At 68.3% G+C, this 1,641-nt stretch carries 1 protein-coding gene; it reads left to right on the top strand.

All coding sequences use genetic code 11. From position 1 onward, the window contains the following. Positions 1 to 48 precede the first annotated feature (48 nt). Positions 49 to 1,641 (top strand): cellulose binding domain-containing protein (locus tag ABZT47_RS40300; protein WP_354854095.1); only part of this gene is annotated, 1,593 nt, incomplete at its 3' end.

Genomic DNA, 1,641 nt, shown 5'->3' with positions numbered 1-1,641 from the left:
GAGCGGAAGGCGCTGAGCCGGAGGAGCGTCCTGACGACGATCGGGGCCGTGCCGGTCATCGCGGCCGCGGCGTCGGTCGTGGGGGCCACGGAGGCCGCGGCCGCCACGGCGGTCATCAATCCGGCGGCGCAGCGGCAGACGATCCGGGGTTTCGGCGGCATGGCCCACGCGGCGTGGATCGGCGACCTGACGGCCGCCCAGCGGGACACGGCGTTCGGCAACGGCGATGGCAAGCTGGGGTTCTCGGTGCTGCGGATCCCCGTCAATGAGAACCAGTCGGACTGGAGCCGTGACCTGGCGACGGCGAAGCGCGCGGTGGAGCTCGGGGCGACGGTCTTCGCCTCGCCGTGGAATCCTCCCGCCGGCATGACCGAGACCTTCACCCGCGGCAGCCAGACCAACGCCAAGCGCCTGAAGTACAGCTCGTACGCCGCCTACGCCAAGCACCTGAACGACTTCACCACCTACATGCGCAACAACGGGGTGAACCTGTACGCCATATCGGTGCAGAACGAGCCCGACTACGCGCAGGACTGGACGTGGTGGACCAGCGCCGAAATCGTGCGCTTCCTGCGGGAGAACGCCGGCTCGATCGGCACCAGGGTCATCGCGCCCGAGTCCTTCCAGTACATCAAGAGCATGTCGGACCCGATCCTCAACGACGCCACGGCGCTCGCCAACGTGGACATCATCGGGGCCCACCTCTACGGCACCTCCTACTCCAACTTCCCCTACCCGCTGTTCAAGCAGAAGGGCGCCGGCAAAGAACTCTGGATGACCGAGGTCTACTACCCCAACAGCACCGATTCCGGGGACCTGTGGCCGCAGGCGCTGGACGTGGGGGAGCACATCCACCACGCCATGGTGGACGCCGAGTTCCAGACCTACGTCTGGTGGACCATCCGGCGCAGCTACGGCCCCATGCGCGAAGACGGCCAGATCAGCAAGCGCGGCGCCATGATGGCGCAGTTCGCCAGGTTCGTCCGCCCCGGATACGTGCGGATCGACGCGACGGCGAACCCGGCCTCCAACGTCTACGTCTCGGCCTACCGGAACGGCGACGCGGTCGTCATCGTCGCCGTCAACAAGAACACCTCCGCGGTGAGCCAGCAGTTCACCCTGTCCAACACCACCGCATCCGGCAGCGTCTCCTCCTGGGTGACCGACGCGAACAGGAACGTCGCCTCCCAGGCGGCGACCAGCATGTCCAACGGCTCCCTCACCGTCACCCTTCCCGCCCGCAGCATGACGACCTTCGTGACCAGCATCGCCGGCGGCGGCCCCTCACCCACCCCCACCCCGACGCCCACTCCGTCGGTCACCCCCACCCCGACACCCACCCCCACGCCCACCGGCGGCGGGACCGGACCCCGGGTCGCCTACACCATGAACAGCTGGAACAACGGCTTCACCGCCAGCATCGGCATCACCAACACCACGGCCTCGACGATCAACGGCTGGACCCTGGTCTTCACCCTGCCCTCCGGCCAGGCCATCACCTCAGGCTGGAACGCCACCTACTCGCCCACAAGCGGCCAGGTCAGCGCCCGCAACGTCGACTTCAACGGCACCCTCGCCCCCGGCGCCACCGTCGAGATCGGCTTCCAGGCCACCCACACCGGAAACACCGCCGAACCCACC

Source organism: Sphaerisporangium sp. NPDC005289 (assembly GCF_040607455.1).
In the GTDB taxonomy this organism is placed as follows: domain Bacteria; phylum Actinomycetota; class Actinomycetes; order Streptosporangiales; family Streptosporangiaceae; genus Sphaerisporangium; species Sphaerisporangium rhizosphaerae.
Note: the sequence above shows the minus strand (reverse complement) of the source record. Positions and strands in the feature narration are given on the sequence as shown.